Below are 16,785 nucleotides of genomic sequence, written 5' to 3'. Positions count from 1 at the left end.
CGTTTATACAGTACTATTCTTGGCTTATGCATTATTTAGTTTTATTCTCAATTTAAAAAGGGTAACTTCGTTTCTGCTTTGTGTGGTGAATTAAAGCTCTCATATTACTAATTTTGTACGCAATGTAAATACATAGAAAATTATGAGAAATACATTGATTTTACTTATTCTTATTTCTACTTTTTATAGTTTTTCACAAAACTCAGAAATTAAACCGTACTCTGATTATCTGAAAAAAATAGAAAAAAAATCAGCTAAAGATTACATTCTACAAAAATTTAAAAATCACGATATTGTAATTCTGTGTGAAAGAGATCATAGTGAATTTTCTCAATATGAATTAATTAAAGAAGTTTTATCTGATGCTTATTTTAAAAACAATGTTGGAAATTTATTTACAGAAATTGGTGTTATTAATTTACAACCAGAAATAACTGCATTTTTAAAAACACAGAATTTAGACAGAGCTTTTGTAGAGAAAAAACTAAACACATTTCAGCAAAATGCTACTTTTTGGTTTATTTGGGAAAGATATAATTATCATTATCTGTTAAGAACCATTTACGATATTAATAACACATCCGATAATCAAATATCTTACTTTCCTTCGGATGTTGAATTTGATTGGAAAACAGTACATACAGCTGAAGAATATACAAAAGAGCAAGATTTTGAGATTGAACCAAGAGATAGTTTACTTGCTTATAACATCATAAATCAGTATAATAAACTATCCTCTAAAAATAATAAAAAAGCACTTATTATTTTAAACTACAGACATGCCTTTAAAATTCATACAACTAGCAATAATGGCGAATTGGCCAAAAACGCAGGTAAATATTTAGCAGATTACTTTGGCAATCGTGCGGTAAGTATTTTATCTAATCGTCCTATTTTTGTTAAAAAAGAAAATCGTTATGTATATGAACTTATACATGATGGTAAATGGGACGCTGCTTTTAAAGAACAAGGCATAGAAAATATTGGGTTTGATTTTGATAATTCTGTTTTTGGTAATGATGATTTTGATTTAATTAGCGCAAAAAATAATGCTAAATATAAAGATGTATTTGACGGTTTTTTATTTTACAAAACTATTGAAAATCAGCATTTAATAGAATTTTACGACGGCTTAGTTTCCAAAGATTTTGAACAAGAATTTTTTAGAAGATATAAAATTCAATTACAATATTATGAGGATAGTACAAGAGTAAAAAAACTTGAAAGTAAAGAATTTAGAGAAACCATATTAAGAGAATTAAACACAACTAGAAAAAGAAAATATCCAAATTTTGAACACTTAATAGATCGTAGAGACACCTATTTAAAAGATTAAAAAATAGGGTGTAATACCATATATAATTTTTGTTTGTTTTTTTTGATTGTGTTGTATTTTAAGTTTGATTATAGAATTCCTTCATTCTTTAAAATGACAAACTTGGTGGTTTTGTTGGCCTGTGCAGTTTTGAGTTTAATTGTTCTTCTTTTGCATTGATAACTTTGATTGCGATGCCCTTTTTATTTAGTTTTTGGCTTTAGCAAACAAAATACTTTATAATTTCTATTAAAAATTTAAATCCTTTTAAAAAATTACTATCAATTTTAAATGTAAGGAATTACTTTATTTAAGGTCTAAAGGTCTATAACAGTTAAAATATACTAGATGACTATCAAAAAGAAAGCCTTAATTCTCCTAGTTCTAGGAATTATAATTACAGTAAGAATAGGATTCTATATGTTTAATCAACCCGCTAGAGATATCCAAGCTACCAAAACAGATATTTCAGAAAAAACTACAATTGTAGTAAATGACGGTAAAATTAGTCTGAATTCTAAATTTAACCTAACTTTAGCAGACTATGAAGTTGCTTTTAAAAAAGGTAAACCATTTACAAATATTGCTAAAACAGTAGCGGTTTCTGTTGAAGCCCACTATTAATTAAAAAAATAAAACAGATAAAAAACAATCTTGATGTAATACTCAAGATTGTTCTTTACTTTTATAGCTACAAATAATAAAAATTACTATTAAAAGAATTACCCATGCATATCTATTGTAAAGAGAATTTAAACGAGATAAAAAATGTATTAATTCAGTTAACTAATAAGCAATATACATTTAAATCTACCAACTTATTCGGTTCAACAATAGGGCAACATGTAAGACATATTCTTGAAATTTATCAAAGTGTTTTAAATGGTTTTGAAACTAAAGTTATAAATTATGATAACCGAGCGAGAAATTTATTAATTGAAACTGATACGAATATAGCTATTGCGGTAATTGATGAGATTTGTTTAAAACTAACAGAAAACCAGCAGAATATACAAATGGTTTTGGAAGGTAATTTTTGCAAAAAAGAAGGGAAACAAATTAAAATTGAAACATCTTTATTAAGAGAATTGGCTTATTGTTTAGAGCATAGTATTCATCATCAAGCGTTAATTAAAGTGGGTTTACTAGAAGTTAAATGCATGAATTTTATTGATGACACTTTTGGGTTAGCACCAGCAACAATAAGGCATAGAAAACATTGTATTTAACAAACTTTGTATCATTTTAAGATCATTTCATTTTTACGTTCAACACAAGTAAAAACACTTATTACTAACGCAATGAACCTAAAACTAAATTGAAAGGTTACATGCATAAAAAAATAATTTAATAAGAAAGTTACAAGTTTGAGAAGCCTAAAAAACACAATTCATAAAATTCTAAATTGGGAATATTGGAATACAAATGTGATTTATTTTCCAATTTATTTCTATTGGCTTTTTTTAAGTATCAAAGCACGCTCATTAGGATTTTTTAATGCCAGTAATCCTAAAATAATAAATGGAGGTTTTGCACTTGAGAGTAAAAAAGAAATTTATGATTTAATTCCTACTCAATATTACCCAGACACGTTGTTTTTTAAAGCTCATGAAACATCAGTAAACATAAAAAAGGCTTTAAAAAACACTTCTATTGATTTCCCTTTTATTATAAAACCAGATGTAGGCTTGCAAGGTTTGAGGGTAGAAAAAATTAATTCATGGCAATCCTTAGAAACCTATCTACAAAAAACAAATTATGATTTTTTAGTACAGAATTGCATAAATTATCCTCTAGAAATTGGTTTGTTTTATTATAGAATGCCAAACGAAACCGAAGGTACTATTACAGGTATTGTGAATAAAGAATTCCTTATTGTTGAAGGCAATGGTAAAAACACGATTCAAGAACTTATAGAGCAAAATCCTAGGTTTTCTTTGCAATTGGCAACTCTTAAGAAAAAATATGGTACTCTGTTAAATGATGTTTTACCTAAAGATAAAAAATTTAATTTAATGCCTTATGGCAACCATGCAAGAGGAAGTAAGTTTACCGATGTTAGTAATAAAGTTACAAAAAAACTTACAGAAACAATTAATACTATTTGTTTACAAATTCCGGATTTTTATTTTGGAAGGTTAGACATTATGTTCAATTCTTGGGAAGATTTAGAGCAAGGAAAAAACTTATCTATCATTGAACTTAATGGAGCAGGAAGCGAACCCACTCATATTTACGACCCTAAACATTCCATCTTTTTTGCTTGGAAAGAGATTATAAAGCATTACGATATTTTATATAAAATTTGTACTTACAATCATCAAAAAGGACATTCTTATCTAAATTTAAAACAATCTAGACAATTAATTATCGACAACAAACGCTTAACTAATTATTTAAAATCTATATCATAGCCGTGAAATGGATTCATAAATATAGTTTTACAAACAAAGCTTTTCTATTAGGGTTTTTAATTAGTTTTATAGGATCTTTACCTTTAGGCTATTTAAATATAATTTGTTTACAAATTTTAGTAGCGCAAGGTCACTTAGCAATTACTTCCTTTATTCTTGGAGTTATAGCTGTTGAGTTTTTTGTACTTAAAGTAGTGAGTTTTGGAGCTAAGTGGTTAGTAAAACAAAAAAAACTTTTGTTAGCCATAGATATTTTTACAATCTTATTTTTTACAAGTATTGCATTGTATTTTATTAGTAATAATGATGAAACTTTCGTTTTATCACAATTAGAATTTGCAACATACCCATTTTTATTAGGTCTGCTTTTAAATGGTTTAAATGTTATTCAGTGGCCTTATTGGTCTGGAATTTACATTTATGTTTATCGAAACAATAAACTTAAAACAACTAAAAAAGCCAATTATTTATTTATTGTTGGTGCCTTGATAGGCACAGGAATTGGCATGTTACTTTTTGCCTACCTAGGGCAATATATTTTGGTTGAAAATAACATTGAAATATCTAATTATCTCAATCTTGTATTCGCTATTTTATTTTTCATATTAGCATCCATTCAAATATCCAAACTGGTTATCAACCAAAATAAAAAAGTAAAAAAAACAAGTAATAAAAACTAAATTGATTGCTATTATTTTTCTTTACGAAGGTTTTAGCGAGCGACTTCATTTTACTCTAAATTTAAAAACGTTTACTTCGTAATTATCTAATATTATGGATGTAAACTTTAAATATTTATAAAGTCGTAATTCCTTAAAAAAATAAAAACCTTAATAAAATAAAATGATTTTGTTAGGTATTTATAATTCTCACGACATAGCATTCTATTAGAAACACATTATAAAAAAAACCAAATGAATAGAGTAAAGTTATACGGAGCAGATTGGTGCCCTGATTGTAGAAGAGCAAAAAGTTTTTTATCAGACAACAATATTAGTTTTGAATTTGTTGATGTAGATTTAGATAAAGCCGCTACTGCTTTGGTTGAGTCTATTAATAATGGTAAAAGAATTATTCCTACGCTATTGATTGATGACAAATCTTACACAAACCCGAATAACAATATTATAGCTTCTATTTTTGGCATTAATGAAGTTGGAACCGTTCAATTATTTGGCGCAGATTGGTGTCCAGATTGTAGACGAGCAAAAAGTTTCTTGACAGACAATAATATTAATTTTGAGTTTATTGATATTGAAAGTGAATGGGCAACAAAAAAAGTTGAAGAAATTAATAACGGTAAAAGGATTATTCCTACTATTTTAATTGATAATATTCCATTCACAAACCCTGACAATGCTAAACTAACAGAGGTATTGTCTATAAATACAGAAAAATCGCATAAAATATTTGATACTGTAATTATTGGTGCAGGAGCTGCAGGTTTAACAACTTCTATTTATGCCCAAAGAGATCGTTTTGATTCTTTAATTTTAGAAAAATCTACCGTTGGAGGAAATGCTTTTTTAACTGAAAAAATAGAGAATTATCCTGGTTTTGAATCTATCTCTGGACCAAAACTAATGGAGAGAATGGAAGCCCAAGCAACAACTTATGGTGCAAAGATAAAAACAGGAGAAGATGTACTATCGATTTCTAAAGAAGATGAAATTTTTACAATTAAAACCAATACAGCTAGTTATTTAAGTAAGACAGTAGTACTTTCTACAGGTTCTACTTATCGTAAATTAGGCATCACCAATGAAAAAGAATTGATTGGTTCAGGTATTCATTACTGTGCAACTTGTGATGGTGCTTTTTACAGAGAAAAAGATATTATAGTAATTGGAGGAGGGAATTCTGCTTTAGAAGAAGGTATTTTCTTAGCTGGATTTTGCAAAAGTGTAAAAATTGTAAATCGCTCAAAAGAGTTTTCAGCTTCACCTACCTATATTGAGAAACTAAAAACAATTAAAAACATTACTACATATATGAACCAAACTTCATTAGAGTTTGTTGCTAATGAAAAAGGAATGTTTGAAAATTTAAAGGTGGTAGATAATGAAACTAAAGAAGAATCTTCATTATCAGCAGATGGTGTTTTTGTTTTTATTGGCTTAATTCCGAATACAAAAGTTTTTGAAAATGTAGTAGACTTAAATGAAAGAGGTTTTATAAAAACGAAGAACTTAGCAGAAACATCTATAAAAGGAATTTTTGCTGCTGGTGATTGTAGAGAAGGAGCCATTGCTCAAGTTGCAGCAGCAACAGGAGAAGGTGTTTTAGCAAGTTATGGAATTAGAAATTACTTGAAATAACACAAATGATAGTTGATAAAAAGAAAATATTTATAGCTGGACTTCTGGGATTATTCGCAAGTATTATAGTAGGTGCTGGAGAATTTCTCCTTCATTTTAGTCCTCAAATTATTGGTAATGCAGAAAATTATCAGTTCTTTCAATTCGTTTCTGAAAACAATTTAATTACGGGTCATTTTTTAGCAGTATTTGCCATTCCTTTCTACTTTGTAGGATATTACCATATTTATAAAATGTTGGAAAAAGGAAATAAAAAATTAGCCTCTATTGTTTTTGGCTTAGGAATTTTGGCTTTTACCATTGGTGGTTTTTGGATGACTTCGCGCGCTTTTTTAGGTACCATTGTTCACTTACAAAACGATATTGATGTAAATGTATATCAAAAAATATTAGACAATTACACCTTAATTAGTGAATCTCTTGTTCAGTTTTTAAGAATCATCATCCTTTTACTTTCTATCTTTTTTAGTATCACCATACTAAAAGGAGGAACTTATTATAAGAAATGGATGGCTATTTTTAATCCTATAGTACTATTAATTTCTGTATTTGCAATCTATTTTATTTCTCCTGAAATTGGAAAATACATAGCACCAATAGCAATGAATGTAGTTCATTTTATATTATTTAGTTTATCATTATATCAATTCAACAAAATAAAAAAATCATCGTTATGAAAATAGTAAAAAAAATTTTAGGAGGTATTTTAGCTTTCATACTTGTTATTATCATCATTGTAGCCGTTAAGTTTAGTACCGACAGAAACAATCCTTATGACAATACAATAGCAGAAAATTTAATTCCTACATTCAAAGAAATTTCAATTGATTTTACTCATCAATTTAATGGAACGGAATCTTTACCTGTTACAGCATCTGTATTAATAGATATTGATAATGATGGTGTTGATGAATTATTTTTAGGAGGTGGATACAATCAGCAAGATGAAATTTTTAGTTATAAGAATGGGGAATTTGTTTCTATTTCAAAAAATGTAGGGCTTCCTGCAAAAGAAAACAGTACAACTTTAAGTGGTGCATCTACCGATTTTGACAACAATGGTTTTACCGATTTGATTCTTTCTAGAGAAGATGGAATTGTGATTTACTACAATACCAACGGAAAATTTACACCAAAGAAATTAGACTATGATTTGGCAGCCAATGCAACTCCATTAGGTTTAACTTTAGGTGATGTTAATAAAGATGGACATACCGATATTTTTGTTGCCAATTACATCAGAAAAAAACAAATGGTTGGACAAAATAATTTCAGCAAAAATTATGGGCCTCAGAGTCTATTGTTGATTAACAACGGAGACAATACTTTTAAAAACACAACTATTGCAGCTGGTTTAGAATACATCCACAATACATTTATGGGTATTTTGATTGATATTGATAACGATACTTGGTTGGATTTAGTTATTGCTTATGATACAGGCGAAATTAGAACCTATAAAAACAAAGGTGATGGCAGTTTTGAAATGAAAGAAAACCCTTCTACCAACAAATATGGGTATCCTATGGGAATCGCTGTAGGAGATTATAATAATGATGGCTTGGTAGATTTTATGTTTTCAAATACTGGATCAACAGTACCTAGCTTTGTTGCAAGTGGAAACATTGAAGACAAGAGTCTTTTTAATCCTAATTGGATATTTTTTGAGAATAAAGGAAACTTTGTATTTGAAGACGTAGCCGAAAAAACGCAAACTAAAGATTTTGAATTTTCTTGGGGAGCCGTTTTTGCTGATATGAATAATGATGGATTACAAGAATTGATTGTTGCAGAAAACTATATTGACTTTCCGCCTCATAAAATATTTAAATTACCAAGTAGATTTCTAACCCAAAAAGAAGACCATACTTTTGTTGCTACTGAAGAAAAAAGTGGTGTAGTAAACCCTAATTATGCCATAACTCCATTGGTAAGTGACTTTAATAAAGATGGTTATTTAGATTTGGTTTGGGTAAACATTGGGACGCCTGTTTTGGCATACATCAATAATGGAGGAGACAATAATTTTGTCCAAGTAAAATTAGATGATACAGCTAAAAATTTAGGTGCAAAAGTTGAAGTTGTAACATCAACTGGTAAAAAAATAACGGAAGATTTTATCGTTGGAGAAGGATTGACGAGTGACCAATCTGCAACCTTACATTTTGGTTTAGGCAAAGACACTATAAAAAGTGTTGTTGTAAAATATATTAGCGGAAATGAATACACATTCTCAGAGGCTAAGATAAATACACTTTTAACGATTCCTAAAGTTATAATTTCAGATGCTATATCAACGACTGATTTAACTCAAGAATAGTGATCTTAAAGAAAGTATTACCTATTATTTTAATACTCATTTTTGTTTTAAGTATTTTGGGAGCAAGTAGTTTAGTTTACAATGAATTTGTAAATCATTCTGTTTGTCCCAAAATACTTACTATACCAGCTTGTTATATTATAATGGGTTGTTTTATCATTCCCTTATTAGGACATCTACTAAAATGGAATAATTCTATTTATTTTATAGGAACAGGTCTTGCATTTTCTATTGCTTTATATGGCACAATAATGCAACTATTAGAAATTATACAATGCCCAAAGACTTCTTCAGGAATACCAATGTGTTTTATTTCTTTATCCATTTTTACAAGTCTGATACTCTTAAAAATAATACTTTTGAAAGTGAAACCTAAACCAAACAATGTCTACAAATAAAGGCTTTTTGTTCGAGTATTTTTGAGTTTGACTATGAGATTCCTCAATGCTTCGGATGACAGACTGGGCGGTTATTTTGTGCTTGTATTATGAGAATAATTACTCGGTGATAAGCTTTAATCGTTTCTCATTATAAATAGTAAATTTGATTTCCATAATGCCTCTTTACTAAGATTTTAGTCTCTATTTAGCTTTGTTCTAAATTTAAAAAACTTTAACTTCGTTATTGCTTTGTGTGTGTATTAAAGCTCACCATATTACTAATTTTGTACGCAATGTAAATACACAGAAAATTATGAAAAATACATTGATTTTACTTTTTCTTATTTCTACTTTTTATAGTTTTTCACAAAACTCAGCAATTAAACCGTACTCTGATTATCTGAAAAAAATAGAAAAAAAATCAGCTAAAGATTACATTTTACAAAAATTTAAAAATCACGATATTGTAATTCTGTGTGAAAGAGATCATAGTGAATTTTCTCAATATGAATTAATTAAAGATGTTTTATCCGATGCTTATTTCAAGAATAATGTTGGAAATTTATTTACAGAAATTGGTGTTCTTAATTTACAACCAGAAATAACTGAATTTTTAAAAACAAAGAATTTAGACAGTGCTTTTGTAGAGAAAAAACTAAACACATTTCAGCAAAATGCTACTTTTTGGTTTATTTGGGAAAGATATAATTATCATTACTTATTAAGAACTATTTACGATATAAACAACGTATCACAAAATCAAATATCTTACTTTCCTTCGGATGTTGAATTTGATTGGAAAACAGTACAAACAGTGGAAGAATATACGAGAGAGCAAGATTTTGAGATTGAACCTAGAGATAGTTTACTTGCTTATAACATCATAAATCAGTATAAAAAACTATCCTCTAAAAATAATAAAAAAGCACTTATTATTTTAAATTACAGACATGCCTTTAAAATTCATACAACTAGTAATAATGGCGAATTGGTAAAAAACGCAGGTAAATATTTAGCTGATTACTTTGGCAATCGTGCTGTAAGTATTTTATCTAATCGCCCTATTTTTGTAAAAAAAGAAAATCGTTATGTATATGAACTTATACATGATGGTAAATGGGACGCTGCTTTTAAAGAACAAGACATAGAAAATATTGGGTTTGATTTTGATAATTCTGTTTTTGGCAATGATGATTTCGATTTGATTAGCGCAAAAAACAATGCCAAATATAAAGATGTATTTGATGGTTTTGTATTTTATAAATCTATTGAAAATCAGCATTTAATAGAGTTTTACGACGGCTTAGTTTCCAAAGATTTTGAACAAGAATTTTTTAGAAGATATAAAATTCAATTACAATATTATGAGGATAGTACAAGAGTAAAAAAACTTGAAAGTAAAGAATTTAGAGAAACCGTATTAAAAAAATTAAACACAACTAGAAAAAGAAAATATCCAAATTTTGAACACTTAATAGAGCGTAGAGATACCTATTTAAATGATTAAAAACAACTTTAAACCAACTAACAAAAAGAAAGCTTATATATCAACTAAAACAAACCACAAACAATCTACTACAACCTAAAATAAAATTTATGAAGAATACAATACTGATTATAATGCTAGCTTTATCAAGTATAATTTATGCCCAAGAAAATTATAAAATAGAAATAAATGGTGAAACATTTGAAATAAAATTAGGCGAAGATTATGAAATTAATGTAAATGACAATTTATTAAAAATTAATGTTAAGCAAAAAGACACCTTATTATATTTTGATGAAGTTTTTAACTTTAAACATCCCAAAGAATACAACGTTGCAAAAACAGATCTTGGAGATGGAGTTGAACAATTAATGCTTATGACTGCAGAGGGTTCTGGTTTTATGATTCAAAAATATTCAACAATTAATCCAACTACGCTTAACGAATTAATGATAAGCGAAGTCACAAAAGAAAGTATTAGTTATGGATATAAATTGACAAGGGAAGATTATGAAAGAAAATTAGCTTCTGGCTTAAAAATTAAAGTAAATAAGGCAACTTTAACTTATAATGACGAAGTAAACATTTATGAAATAGCTACAATTGGTAAAAAAGATTCTGGTTTAATAATAATGTCAATGGAAATGGATGATTTAAAAAAATCTCAAGGAAAACAATTGATTAATTTGATTTGGAATACATTAGACATCAAATAATTTTTTACTATAAAACCTAAAAATTGCTAGTCGATATGAAAAAAAGTATTCTCTTATTAATACTCATATTAACACTTAATTGTAGTAGTACCAACACTAAAAAACACGAACCTGAACTTTCTTTTGAAGAGAAAATTGATTTATTAGAATATAATTTAATATTACCTTTTAAATGGCATCCTTATTTAGACATCCATAAAGACATAGCTTTTAGCCCTTTAATTACATCTGATAAAAATTCAAGAGTTCATATTCTTATAATGAAAATTCCACCTTCTGAACATAATGACATTTCATTAAAAGAAATTGCTGAAAAAGGGAATAAAAATTTAGCGAAGTATTTAACAGTGTATGGTGCAAAAATCACTACAGAACAATCAAAATTTGGAGAAACCTGTATCAATACCTATAGTTATACTTTAAATTCTAATAAGATAAAACTAGAAAAAACGTATTTTAAGTTTCAAGAAGATTATTACTGTTTTATTTATGCTTCTGATGAAAGTTTGTTTCCTAAATATTACACTGATTCTAAAAAAATATTCGAAAGCTTAAAGTTTAAGGAATAAAAGGTTGCAAAACGCTAAAATAATAAAATTCTGTTGAAAAATTAGACAAAACTAACTTTCAGAAACTTATCTTAAAACAATCCCAATTTGACATCTAACAAAATATTACCCCAAATATAAAAAGTAGGTTTTGCACATAGGAGAACAATTGAATTTTAAACAAATTTTGAAAGGAAATTCAGAATTTTTCGACTATAAATAGGATAGAAATTCATAGGTATTGGTAAAATGCAAAATGATAGAGAATTATCAATATAATTATCTGAAATCCAATTTTTAAGAAGTGCTTAATTTACTTTGAATAACTAAACAGTAATATGAATAAAAACTTTTTATTAAAGATATAGAAGCTTAATCGAATTGAAAACAACTAAAGTATAGCATTGCTATTTTTAAAAATGAATGAGAAAAAACCTATTAACACTAATACGATTAATGCTAATTTAAATTAAAAGAACTAAAAGAAATTGAACTTTTAGCTTCTGAAAAACATCGATTAAAAGACCCAAAAACTATTGCTAAAACCTTATAAAATTAGTTATTTAACCACATAACTATTTACCCAAAAACAAATTTATAAAAACATGAGTCCATTTTTAAAAGTATTTTACTTATTAAGTATATCTTCACTTTTTGCCTGCCAACAAAATAAAAAATCAGTTGCAAACCAACTACCTGCCATAAAAGAAAAAGAAGTAGTGTCAACTACAAATCAGTTTAATAATTATTGGTATTCTGGCAAAGCCGAGTTAAATAGCTATGAATTAAAACAGTCTCGATATGGAGAAATCCGCGAAGGAGAAGTTGTTTTGGTATTTGTTACAGAACCATTTTCATTAAGTAAACAGGTTAAATTAGATCGTCCTAAAAATGCTGGAAACGACAATGTACCTGTGATGAAATTAAACAACATTAGAAAATTTACCACAGGTATTTATGATTACTCGATTGTAACTTCCACTTTTACACCTATTGATTCTAAAAAATATCCTCATACATTAAAATCGAATACAAGTATTCAAGAATGGTGTGGACATACTTTTACACAACTAAATCTTAAGGAAGAAAACTATCATTTTCAAGAATTTTCTTACTTTGAAGCTGATGGTGATACAGAAAAAAATATACCTGTAGCACTTTTAGAAGATGAGTTAATGACACGTATTCGTTTAAACAAAGGAGAATTACCTTTAGGAGAAATTGATATGATTTTCTCTACGCTATATAGCAGATTTGCTTATCAAAAAATGAAATCTACTAAAGCTAAAATTAGTAAAACAGCAGCAGAAACTACTTTGACTTATACCGTTGAATACTTGAATTATGATAGAAAGATTTCTATTACGGTTCAAAAAGAATTCCCTTATAGAATACAATCTTGGACAGAAGATAATGGTAACGGATTGATTACTGAAGCTAGCTTGAAAAAAAGTATAAATGAACCCTATTGGAATCAGAAAAGTGTCACTGATGAAGCTAAAAGAAAGGAACTACAATTATCAAATTAAAAACGTTTATCAATCATTAAAATAAGAAACTTATAAAATTCTGCTCTTTTTTTTATCTTTAGAAAATGAATTATACACTTTTAGAAAATAAAGAAATAAAACCTGATGCTATTAATTGCAAATACTTTACCATAAAAGAGGAATTAATTGATAAAGTTGATGTACTTATTGTTTCTTTTTTTGGCGAATATCCTGATGGTTCTTTAGGTAAAAAGCACGGAACTTATATTTCTAAAAAAGCAATTTCTGGCATTATTGATTTTAATCCGGAGGCAATTATTTTAGATTTTAGAGAATTAATGTATAATTGGGGAAACTCTATATTATCTGTTTTTCAAGATATTGAACAGTTTAAGAATGCTGGAAACGAAGAAAATGAACCTAATTTCCCTATATTAATTGTTACATCAGAAAAATCTAAAAAAGGTTTACTATCACTTTTAACGCCAGCAACAAGTAATTCAGTTCCTGATTTTATTTTTGAAGACATTAATCTCGCTATCAAAGAAGCAGAAAAAAGAGGTAGCTATTGGTTAAACAATTAAATTATGTAACCTGATTAACAACAATTTGTTTCTCTAACACTTTAAAAAGTATGCTATATTTGCACAACTTTATTTTTCATGAATCAGACACTTTTATCTTCACCTTTACAAGGTTTTACAGATCATAAATTCAGAAATGCTTTTAATCATTTCTTTGGCGGAATTGACACTTTTTACGCGCCATATATCAGACTAAATGGAAAACTGATTATAAAAAATTCTTACAAAAGAGATCTTCTTCCAGAAAACAATACGGAGTTAGAGGTAATTCCGCAAATAATGACCAATGATGCTGATGAGTTTTTATTCGTAACAAAATATGTACAAGAATTAGGCTACAAAGAACTGAATTGGAATCTTGGCTGCCCTTATCCGATGGTTACAAAACAAGGAATGGGCTCTGGATTGATTAGTGATTTTGAAAAAATAAACAGTATTCTTCATAAAGTTCATAATGAATCGGACATCATCGTTTCTATGAAAATGAGAATGGGTTATGATACTCCAGAAGAAATTTTAGATGTTTTACCAATTTTAGACACCTATCCTTTAAAGAATATTGCAATTCATGCAAGAATTGGAAAACAATTATACAAAGGAGGAACAGATTTAGACGCATTTCAAAAATGTTTAGATAATAGCAAACATAAAATGTATTATAATGGCGATATTACTTCTGTTGCTGCTTATAAAAAATTAAAAGAACGTTTTCCTTCAATTGATCATTGGATGATTGGTCGTGGCTTAATTGCAGATCCTTTTTTACCAAGTATGATTAAAGCGAATACAACTGAATATCCTAAAAACAGGTTTGATATTTTTAATGAATTTCACGATCGTATTTTTCAAGAATATGATGCTGCACTTTCTGGACCAACACCTATTAAAATGAAAATGCTTGGTTTTTGGGAATACTTTTCTCAGAGTTTTTCAAATCCGCAGAAAACGTATAAAAAGATAAAAAAAGCAGGAAATGTAAAAAATTATGCGAAAGCTGTTGAAGAAATTTTTAAGGATGAAAAAAGTTATTTCTAACACTTAAAATCTTCTTTCTCAACGTAAATCAGTTAGTTTCTATATTTAAAACACCAACTAGATAATTGATTATAAAAAAATATAGCGAGCTTAAAACTCGCTATATTTATAAATTGTGTACTCTATCTAATTTAAATCAATAAAGGAAAATCCTCTAAAATTTAAATCAAAAAAACTATTTCTTTAGTTTTACAAAATAATCGAAGATTTCTGGAACATTACCATTACCCATATCTGCATTTACTGCAGTCTGAAGATTGGCAGAAGTAGCTTCTGCAATTTGAGAAACTGTACCAAGATCATTCATCATCTGTACAAAATAACCTAAATCTTTATTTGCATTCGCAATAGAGAAACCTAAATCACTAACGTTGTCTACAGCGTAATGTTTACAGAATTTCATAAATGGAGAATTTGACGGTCCTGATGACATGATATCAAAAAGTTGTTGTTTATCTACACCTGCAAGTTCCGCTGCTGCGAAAGCTTGAGACATAGCAACTACAGTCGTCATTCCCATAAAATTATTAATCAACTTAGTTGTATGACCAGCACCAGCACCACCTAAATAGAAAACGTTTTCACCTTGTTCGTCAAGAACTGGTTTTACTTTTTCGAAAGTTTCTTTGTTACCAGCTGCCATAATATTTAGCAATCCGTCTTTTGCATGAGCAGGTGTGCGTCCTAATGGAGCATCAATCATACCTGCGCCTTTTTCTGCTAAATCTTTACCTATTTTGATAGTTGATGCCGGAATCGACGTTCCGAAATCAATTAAAACAGCGCCTTCTTTAATCCCTGCTAAAATACCATTTTCTCCGTAAACAATCTTTTCTACAACCGCAGAAGTAGTAAGACAAAACATTACGATATCACTATTTTCTGCTAATTCTTTTGGCGAGTTTGCTTCAGTAGCATTACCTCTTGCAATTACTTTTGCAACTTCATCTTTATTAAGATCCATTACTATTAGCTTGAAACCTCTATTTTGCAGATTTTCAACCATGTTACCACCCATAAGGCCAAGACCGATAAATCCGATAGTGGGTTTTTTCATATTTAATATATTTAAATTCTAATTATTTAAGCAAAGATATACATCTATAAGCACTTACGAAATTATTTAAATGAATTCTTAATGCATTAAACAAGCTTATAAGCACTAAAAAACTTCAAATTAAGGACTATAATGTAAAAAACAAGAAAAATAATTTTATTTTAATTTAAATTCCATAAAAACAGGTAAATGATCTGAAGATTGCCCAAAACTATTTAACACTTTTCCAGAAACGTATTCAATAGAATTTTTGGTATAGAAAATATAATCTATTCTTTCGTATGGATCTTTAGAGTCGAATGTTTTTTCTAAATTTTGAAAATCAAAAGCAGCGTTTCCTATTTCGTTATTTGCAAATAAATTTTGAACTACAGCTGTTTTATTTGTTGCACTTGAATTAAAATCGCCTAATAAAATAGTTGGATATTTGTCTTTGTATTCATTAAATATTTGCAGAATCTCTTCAAATTGTTTTTCTCTAGTAGCTTTATCAAAAGCTTCTAAATGTATATTTATTATTACAACTTCTTTCTCATTCAAAACAACCTTAACCACTTGTGCCAAACGTTCTAAATAAAAAACATCTCTATAATAAGGTTCATCTGCAACTCTTGATAAAACAATTCTTTTGTGCTCTTTTAAAGGATATTTGCTTATAATAGATTGCCCAGAAACTACTTTCCCAAATTGCATGCTAATTGGCCAATAAGGAAAAGGTAAATAACGTTCATCCCAATTAATAGCTTTTGCTCTGTAACCAAAACCTAATTTAGCAATTTCTTCTTGTTGATTTACTTTATAACTTCTAGAAGCATTGTAATCTATTTCTTGAAACGCAATAATATCTGGATTTATCTTTTTTGTTTCTGATAAAACAGTGGCTAAATTATCATCAAATAATTCTTTTGGTTTTGCAATTGGCCGATTATTTGTCATTCCGCTTAAATAACCAATATTATACGTAACAATACTAAAAACTGAATCGTTTACAGGAACTTCAATCGAATTATCTTCTAATAATTTAGCATAATCGTTTTCATCTAACGTTGCTGAAGATGCCCAAAAAAAGAAGATTACAAAGGCAATTATCAGCAATAACAAAAAGCGAAAAAATATTATCAA

General features: G+C 28.1%; 17 protein-coding genes. 14 read left to right on the top strand and 3 right to left on the bottom strand.

Annotated features, from left to right (window positions below; genetic code table 11):
• The first annotated feature begins 142 nt into the window (after positions 1-142).
• The 8 genes from BLT70_RS01700 (at position 143) to BLT70_RS01665 (ending at position 8,367) form a co-directional block, all read left to right on the top strand.
• Complete coding sequence (locus tag BLT70_RS01700) at positions 143-1,336, top strand: hypothetical protein (RefSeq protein ID WP_091890696.1); 1,194 nt, start codon at positions 143-145, stop codon at positions 1,334-1,336.
• Between the two features lie 327 nt (positions 1,337-1,663).
• Positions 1,664-1,939: a hypothetical protein gene (locus tag BLT70_RS01695; RefSeq protein WP_091890693.1), complete on the top strand. Its 276-nt coding sequence runs from the start codon at positions 1,664-1,666 to the stop codon at positions 1,937-1,939.
• Between the two features lie 104 nt (positions 1,940-2,043).
• Positions 2,044-2,544 (top strand): hypothetical protein, encoded by a 501-nt coding sequence (locus BLT70_RS01690; protein ID WP_091890690.1) that lies wholly within the window; start codon positions 2,044-2,046, stop codon positions 2,542-2,544.
• A 138-nt stretch (positions 2,545-2,682) separates the two neighbouring features.
• Positions 2,683-3,729 (top strand): D-alanine--D-alanine ligase, encoded by a 1,047-nt coding sequence (locus BLT70_RS01685; protein WP_091890687.1) that lies wholly within the window; start codon positions 2,683-2,685, stop codon positions 3,727-3,729.
• Positions 3,730-3,731: 2 nt separating this feature from the next.
• A complete protein-coding gene (locus tag BLT70_RS01680; RefSeq protein ID WP_091890684.1) occupies positions 3,732-4,409 on the top strand; it encodes a hypothetical protein in 678 nt (225 codons plus the stop codon).
• Positions 4,410-4,643: 234 nt separating this feature from the next.
• Complete coding sequence (locus BLT70_RS01675) at positions 4,644-6,047, top strand: FAD-dependent oxidoreductase (protein ID WP_091890681.1); 1,404 nt, start codon at positions 4,644-4,646, stop codon at positions 6,045-6,047.
• A 5-nt stretch (positions 6,048-6,052) separates the two neighbouring features.
• Positions 6,053-6,724: a DUF6796 family protein gene (locus BLT70_RS01670; protein ID WP_091890679.1), complete on the top strand. Its 672-nt coding sequence runs from the start codon at positions 6,053-6,055 to the stop codon at positions 6,722-6,724.
• Entirely contained in the window at positions 6,721-8,367 is a 1,647-nt protein-coding gene (locus BLT70_RS01665) for a CRTAC1 family protein (protein ID WP_197678379.1), read from the top strand. The genes BLT70_RS01670 and BLT70_RS01665 overlap by 4 nt, the downstream gene beginning before the upstream one ends.
• A 199-nt stretch (positions 8,368-8,566) precedes the next feature.
• Here the strand turns inward: BLT70_RS01665 and BLT70_RS17495 are convergent, their stop codons facing one another.
• The gene (locus tag BLT70_RS17495; protein ID WP_302847798.1) at positions 8,567-8,692 is read right to left on the bottom strand and encodes a hypothetical protein; all 126 of its coding nucleotides are present in this window, start codon (positions 8,690-8,692) and stop codon (positions 8,567-8,569) included.
• Positions 8,693-9,060: 368 nt separating this feature from the next.
• Here BLT70_RS17495 and BLT70_RS01660 point away from each other — a divergent pair, with 368 nt between their 5' ends.
• From BLT70_RS01660 to BLT70_RS01635, 6 genes are all read left to right on the top strand, one after another.
• The gene (locus BLT70_RS01660; protein WP_091890676.1) at positions 9,061-10,254 is read left to right on the top strand and encodes a hypothetical protein; all 1,194 of its coding nucleotides are present in this window, start codon (positions 9,061-9,063) and stop codon (positions 10,252-10,254) included.
• A gap of 89 nt (positions 10,255-10,343) precedes the next feature.
• Positions 10,344-10,949: a hypothetical protein gene (locus tag BLT70_RS01655; RefSeq protein WP_157691819.1), complete on the top strand. Its 606-nt coding sequence runs from the start codon at positions 10,344-10,346 to the stop codon at positions 10,947-10,949.
• 35 nt (positions 10,950-10,984) lie between these two features.
• Entirely contained in the window at positions 10,985-11,518 is a 534-nt protein-coding gene (locus BLT70_RS01650; RefSeq protein ID WP_091890668.1) for a hypothetical protein, read from the top strand.
• Between the two features lie 584 nt (positions 11,519-12,102).
• The gene (locus BLT70_RS01645) at positions 12,103-13,026 is read left to right on the top strand and encodes a hypothetical protein (protein WP_091890666.1); all 924 of its coding nucleotides are present in this window, start codon (positions 12,103-12,105) and stop codon (positions 13,024-13,026) included.
• A 65-nt stretch (positions 13,027-13,091) separates the two neighbouring features.
• Positions 13,092-13,571, top strand: a complete 480-nt coding sequence (locus tag BLT70_RS01640; protein ID WP_091890663.1) for a hypothetical protein — start codon at positions 13,092-13,094, stop codon at positions 13,569-13,571.
• Between the two features lie 78 nt (positions 13,572-13,649).
• The gene (locus tag BLT70_RS01635; protein ID WP_091890660.1) at positions 13,650-14,606 is read left to right on the top strand and encodes a tRNA-dihydrouridine synthase; all 957 of its coding nucleotides are present in this window, start codon (positions 13,650-13,652) and stop codon (positions 14,604-14,606) included.
• A gap of 175 nt (positions 14,607-14,781) precedes the next feature.
• On the opposite strand, the gene BLT70_RS01630 is transcribed toward BLT70_RS01635, so the two are convergent.
• On the bottom strand, positions 14,782-15,663 hold the full coding sequence (locus tag BLT70_RS01630; RefSeq protein WP_091890658.1) for an NAD(P)-dependent oxidoreductase: 882 nt from the start codon (positions 15,661-15,663) through the stop codon (positions 14,782-14,784).
• 156 nt (positions 15,664-15,819) lie between these two features.
• Complete coding sequence (locus BLT70_RS01625; protein ID WP_231962784.1) at positions 15,820-16,785, bottom strand: endonuclease/exonuclease/phosphatase family protein; 966 nt, start codon at positions 16,783-16,785, stop codon at positions 15,820-15,822.

Source organism: Polaribacter sp. KT25b (genome assembly GCF_900105145.1).
GTDB lineage: Bacteria > Bacteroidota > Bacteroidia > Flavobacteriales > Flavobacteriaceae > Polaribacter.
This window is presented reverse-complemented; position numbering and strand designations above follow the sequence as displayed.

Coding starts and splice junctions, on each gene's coding strand:
- BLT70_RS01700 (WP_091890696.1), top strand. CDS start 143: ATGAGAAATACATTGATTTTACTTATTCTTATTTCTACTTTTTATAGT.
- BLT70_RS01695 (WP_091890693.1), top strand. CDS start 1,664: ATGACTATCAAAAAGAAAGCCTTAATTCTCCTAGTTCTAGGAATTATA.
- BLT70_RS01690 (WP_091890690.1), top strand. CDS start 2,044: ATGCATATCTATTGTAAAGAGAATTTAAACGAGATAAAAAATGTATTA.
- BLT70_RS01675 (WP_091890681.1), top strand. CDS start 4,644: ATGAATAGAGTAAAGTTATACGGAGCAGATTGGTGCCCTGATTGTAGA.
- BLT70_RS01670 (WP_091890679.1), top strand. CDS start 6,053: ATGATAGTTGATAAAAAGAAAATATTTATAGCTGGACTTCTGGGATTA.
- BLT70_RS01665 (WP_197678379.1), top strand. CDS start 6,721: ATGAAAATAGTAAAAAAAATTTTAGGAGGTATTTTAGCTTTCATACTT.
- BLT70_RS17495 (WP_302847798.1), bottom strand. CDS start 8,692: ATGGATAAAGAAATAAAACACATTGGTATTCCTGAAGAAGTCTTTGGG.
- BLT70_RS01660 (WP_091890676.1), top strand. CDS start 9,061: ATGAAAAATACATTGATTTTACTTTTTCTTATTTCTACTTTTTATAGT.
- BLT70_RS01655 (WP_157691819.1), top strand. CDS start 10,344: ATGAAGAATACAATACTGATTATAATGCTAGCTTTATCAAGTATAATT.
- BLT70_RS01650 (WP_091890668.1), top strand. CDS start 10,985: ATGAAAAAAAGTATTCTCTTATTAATACTCATATTAACACTTAATTGT.
- BLT70_RS01645 (WP_091890666.1), top strand. CDS start 12,103: ATGAGTCCATTTTTAAAAGTATTTTACTTATTAAGTATATCTTCACTT.
- BLT70_RS01640 (WP_091890663.1), top strand. CDS start 13,092: ATGAATTATACACTTTTAGAAAATAAAGAAATAAAACCTGATGCTATT.
- BLT70_RS01635 (WP_091890660.1), top strand. CDS start 13,650: ATGAATCAGACACTTTTATCTTCACCTTTACAAGGTTTTACAGATCAT.
- BLT70_RS01630 (WP_091890658.1), bottom strand. CDS start 15,663: ATGAAAAAACCCACTATCGGATTTATCGGTCTTGGCCTTATGGGTGGT.